The sequence below is a fragment of the Photorhabdus africana genome (assembly GCF_035181445.1).
GTDB lineage: Bacteria > Pseudomonadota > Gammaproteobacteria > Enterobacterales > Enterobacteriaceae > Photorhabdus > Photorhabdus laumondii.
The window spans coordinates 1-283 of the sequence record NZ_JAXBVE010000248.1 but is presented as its reverse complement, the minus strand read 5'-3'; the positions used below and the strand labels follow the sequence as shown (position 1 = coordinate 283).

General features: G+C 37.5%; 1 pseudogene. It reads right to left on the bottom strand.

The features are described 5' to 3' along the window. A pseudogene (locus SLS51_RS23625) lies at positions 1 to 283 on the bottom strand (SPI-2 type III secretion system effector NAD(+)--protein-arginine ADP-ribosyltransferase SpvB); the annotation flags it as partial.

Below are 283 nucleotides of genomic sequence, written 5' to 3'. Positions count from 1 at the left end.
TGTAGTATATTTATCCAGTAAATTCTTAAGTTCTGATTTATCGAGTTTTAACCCCCGATAAACTTTTTTATGATCCGTTATAGCAAGCTCATTTAATCCCTCTGTGACATCCTGAATATATGCACGCATTCCTGCATCAAATTCTTGAGGCGTTGGTTCATTACTGTGTAAATAATTTCTCGACAATAGTGTCTCAATAGCTTGATGCTTGACATACTCTCCTCCGCGCAGGTAGGTATTTATAAGATTATATCCCTGTGCGGAATAATATCTGAGTGCCTGG